The sequence below is a fragment of the Pauljensenia hongkongensis genome (genome assembly GCF_001746855.1).
Taxonomy (GTDB): domain Bacteria; phylum Actinomycetota; class Actinomycetes; order Actinomycetales; family Actinomycetaceae; genus Pauljensenia; species Pauljensenia hongkongensis.
Map to the genome: position 1 here is coordinate 1400519 of NZ_CP017298.1, position 4391 is coordinate 1404909.

A 4391-nucleotide genomic window follows, 5' to 3' on the forward strand; every position below is an offset into this window, starting at 1 on the left:
CCGTGGTGGGCCTGGCGGCTGCGGCCGGGATCGCCTACCCCCTGGCGCGCGCCGCCATGCGCAAAGGCCCCTCCGAGTACGGCAGCTGGTCCATGTGCCTGGGCACCGCGTGGATCCTCGTCGGCGTCGCAGTCGTCGCCCAGCACGCCTGGGCCACCGGCACGGGCGAGCAGCTGCGCGCCGCGAACCTCCCGTGGCTGCCGATCATAGGAGCGGGAGGGCTCGGCCAAGTGTTCATCGGCGCCCTCACCTACCTCATGCCCGTCGTCATCGGAGGCGGGCCCCGCGCCGTGCGCGTCGGCGTGGGGGCCCTCGAGGCCGCCGCCCCCATGCGCGAGGCCGCCCGCAACGCCGCCCTGGTGCTCCTGGCGGCGGCCACCGCCTCGCAGGCCCCGGCTGCCGCGCCCCTGGCCACCGCCTGCTGGGCCGTCGTCCTGGCCACCTACCTGGCGGACATCGCCCTCATGGCGCGGGCGGGCACAGCGCAGGCCAGGGCCCGCACAGCGCCGCCGTCCCCGTCCCCCTCGAACACCGGAGGTCCCCGTGGCTGACCAGAAGCCCCGCCCCAAGAACCCCGCAGGCGACGCCGACCCCCTGAGCCGCACGGCGATGGGCGTCATGGGCCTGGTCTGCGTCGCCGCCCTGGCCCTGGCGGTGTTCCTGTCGAACCCGTCGTCCCCCGGGGCGCAGACCGCTGCGGGCACGGGCACCGCCGCAGGGGGCGCCGCCCAGGTGGCGCCCACCGGGCACACCACCGAGGTCGCGGTCGGGGTCTCCGGGTTCGCCTTCACCCCCAACAGGATCGAAGTGCCCGCGGGCGACCGCCTCGTCATCAACTTCACGAACACCGGGGACCAGCGCCACGACCTCGTGCTCCCCAACGGCGCCGAATCCGGGGCACTGGCCCCCGGCGCCTCGGCCACCCTGGACGCGGGCGTCGTCTCCGCCGACATGGAGGGCTGGTGCTCGATCCCCGCCCACCGCGAGCACGGGATGACGCTCACCATCACCGCGGTCGGGGCCCCCTCGGCGGCCGGGGGAGGCGACCACTCCGGGCACGCCGACCACTCCGGGCACGCGGGCCACCAGGCGGCCACCGGCGGCCCCGCCACCGCCCAGGAGCTGGAGGAGCACGCCGCCGCCGTCGAGGCGCGCGACCCGGTGCTGCCCCCCGCGGACCCGGCGACCGAGCGCCACTACACGTTCACGGCCACCGAGGGCACCATCGACGTCACCGACACCCTCACCCGCGCCCACTGGACGTTCAACGGCACCTCCCCCGGGCCCATCCTGCGCGGGCGCATCGGCGACACCTTCCACATCACCCTGGTCAACAACGGGACCATGAGCCATTCCCTGGACTTCCACGCGGGACTGGTCTCCCCGGATCAGAACATGCGCTCCATCGACCCCGGCGAGACCCTGGAGTACACCTTCACCGCCGCCAACGCGGGCATCTGGCTGTACCACTGCTCGACCGCGCCCATGTCCATGCACATCGCCAACGGCATGTTCGGGGCCGTCGTCATCGACCCCACCGACCTGGGCGCCGTCGACCACGAGTACGTGATGATCGCCAACGAGCTCTACCTCGGCCAGGACGGCCAGAGCGCCGACGCGTCCCTGCTGTCCGCGCTGCAGCCCAACGCCATGGCGTTCAACGGCACCCCCTTCCAGTACAAGGCGCACCCCATCCAGGTCAAGACCGGCGAGCGCGTGCGCGTGTGGGTCATGGACGCGGGCCCCAACCTGCCCCTCACCTACCACGTGGTGGGCACCCAGTTCGACACGGTGTGGCGCGAGGGCGCCTACGTGATCCGCGGCGGGGGCAGCGGAGGCGGCTGGGGCCAGGTCCTCGCCCTGGGCGCCGCCGAGGGCGGCTTCGTCGAGTTCACTCCGCTGGAGGCCGGCCACTACACCTTCGTCAACCACGCCCTGTCCCTGGCCGAGAAGGGCCAGACGGGGGTGTTCGAGGTGACGGACTAGCCGGGGCGCTCGAGGTGACGGACTAGCCGGGCCCGGCCGCGCCCGTGGCGCCCGGCCCTTCCCAACGGCGCTGGCGCGCGCCTACAATCGCCCTATGGGCTCCGTGATCCTCCGACCGCTGTTCGCCACCGAGACGGACCTGCTCGAGCGCGCGACGCTGGGGAACATCAACTGGTGCGGCCAGCGCTTCACCATGGACGACGTGCGCCGGACCCCGGAGTTCGCGCACTACACGCGGCCAGATCCCCTGCGGGGGGACTTCGGCATCGTCGCCGAACGCGACGAGGAGGCGCTGGGGGTCGTGTGGGCGCTCTTCCTGCCCGCCGACCACCCCGGCTTCGGTTTCGTCGACGAGACGACCCCCGAGCTGTCCCTCTGGGTCGACGAGGCGGAGCGGCGCAGGGGAATCGGGCGGTCCCTCATGGGCGCGGCCCTCACCGAGGCCCGCGAGCGCGGCGCCGCGCAGATCAGCCTCTCCGTGGAGGAGGGGAACTTCTCCAAGGACCTGTACACGTCCCTCGGCTTCGCCGACGTCCCCGGGCTCGAGGCCAACGGCGTCATGCTCCTGCGGCTGTGACACCCCACCCGGCTGGGCCCCGCGCCGGCGCCGTGACCGCGAACGGCGCAGGTGCAGCCTGTGGCGGCCGGCACGCCTAGTCCGCGAAAACCGTGGCGGCCCCCACTGGCCTGCGGCACCGGCACGCCCGCGCGCCGTGGGTAGAATCTCCTGGTGCTCTCCCCCTACCTCGGCGTCCTGCGCCTCGAAAGGGCCTGGCGCTTCTCAGCCGCCGGGCTCGTCCTGCGCCTGCCCATGTCGATGGTGGGCATCTCCATCATCCTGCTCGTGCGCGCCCAGTACGGCAGCTACGCCCTGGCCGGAGCGGTGTCCGCGGTCAACATCATCGCGACGGCGTGCTGCGCGCCCGCCCTGGCGCGCCTCGTCGACCGCCGCGGGCAGTCGCGCGTCATGGGGCCGTCCTGGGCGGTGTCGTCGGCGGCCATGGCGGCCCTGCTCGCCTGCGCGGCAGTGCGCGCGCCGGAGTGGCTGCTCTTCGTGTCCGGGGCGGTCGCGGGGGCCACCTGGGGGGCTCCCGGCGCCCTCGTGCGCTCCCGGTGGGCGGCGGTCCTGGACAGGGCCGACCAGCTCACGACGGCCTACGCCTACGAGTCGGCGATGGACGAGCTCGTCTACATCCTGGGCCCGGTCCTGTCCACGGTGCTGGGCACGCTCGTGCACCCGGGCGCCGGGGTCCTCCTGTCCGTCGCCTTCCTGGCCGTCGGCGGCGCGCTCTTCCTGTCGGGGCGGGACTCCGAGCCCGAGCCCACCGGGGGCGGGGAGCACGGAGGGCGCGGCTCCGTGATCCGCATGCCGGCGGTCGCCGTCATGGCCCTCACCTACATCGGGATGGGCACCATGCTCGGCGCGAACGACGTCGCCGTGGTCGCCTTCGCGGCGGAGAGGGGGGCGCCCGCCATGTCCGGGGTGCTCCTGGCGGTGTCCTCGGCCGCCTCGCTGCTGGCGGGGCTCGTCTACGGGGCACGGTCGTGGCGCTGGCCCACGTGGCGCCTCTACAAGGTGTGCGTCGTCGCCATCGCCCTGGGCGCCACCGCCTACTTGGCGGCCTCCGGCCTGTGGACGATGGCCCTGGTGATGTCCGTGACGGGCATGGCCTACGCGCCCACCATGACGAACGTCAACATGATCGTCCAGAAGACCGTGCCGCCCCACCGGCTCACCGAGGGGCTCACGTGGATGTCGACGTCGCTCAACATGGGCGCGTCGCTGGGTTCGGCGCTGGCCGGTCCGGCAGTGGACGCTGGCGGCTCGTACGGCGGCTACCTGGTGACGGTGGGGTCGGCGTGGACCATGGTGCTCCTGATGACCGTGGGCGTCGGCGCCCTGGGGAAAGCCACCGCCGAGGACTAACGCGGCGCCGCCGCCCTCGCCTAGGATGGGTCCTATGCCCCCCACGCCATTGTTCGACGACGAGTCGCCCTCCCTGCTGCTGTCCCTGGCGGCGGGCACCAGCGAGCTCGCCTCGGTAGTGCTGGCGCACGCGCTCGCCGGGTGCGGCTTCCACCCCAGCATCGTCGGTTTCGGCGGCATCGGCTCCCTCCGCAGCGCCCGGGTGCTCGGCCGCGTCCTCATGGACCGCGACCTGTTGCAGCGCTCCTGGTTGTCCGGCAGGCGGGGCTGGCGCCAGTTCTTCAACGCGCAGGTCCCCCGCCAGCCGGTCCTCGTCACAGTCGGCCGGTCCCGTCGGCTCACCTTCGCGGACCGCGGCGGCTACGTCGACCTCGTCGTCAACGGGCACGGACTGCCCCCCGGGTGGCACGACGCCACGATCCAGGTGCTCCACCAGGCGGACGTGCGCGCCCTCGGCCTGCGCGAGGGCGACGCGCTG

The 4391-nt window shown here is 73.7% G+C and carries 3 protein-coding genes and 2 pseudogenes; all 5 read left to right on the forward strand.

All coding sequences use genetic code 11. From position 1 onward, the window contains the following. Window positions 1-551 (forward strand): annotated as a pseudogene (locus tag BH719_RS10095) (hypothetical protein); the annotation flags it as partial. Beyond that, window positions 544-1986, forward strand: coding sequence for a multicopper oxidase domain-containing protein (locus BH719_RS05790; RefSeq protein ID WP_009743869.1), 1443 nt, complete (start codon window positions 544-546; stop codon window positions 1984-1986). The pseudogene BH719_RS10095 and the gene BH719_RS05790, both read left to right, overlap by 8 nt. A gap of 94 nt (window positions 1987-2080) precedes the next feature. Continuing rightward, on the forward strand, window positions 2081-2563 hold the full coding sequence (locus BH719_RS05795) for a GNAT family N-acetyltransferase (protein WP_009743870.1): 483 nt from the start codon (window positions 2081-2083) through the stop codon (window positions 2561-2563). 153 nt (window positions 2564-2716) lie between these two features. Next, window positions 2717-3913: an MFS transporter gene (locus BH719_RS05800; protein ID WP_009743871.1), complete on the forward strand. Its 1197-nt coding sequence runs from the start codon at window positions 2717-2719 to the stop codon at window positions 3911-3913. A gap of 34 nt (window positions 3914-3947) precedes the next feature. Then, window positions 3948-4391 (forward strand): annotated as a pseudogene (locus tag BH719_RS09650) (App1 family protein); the annotation flags it as partial.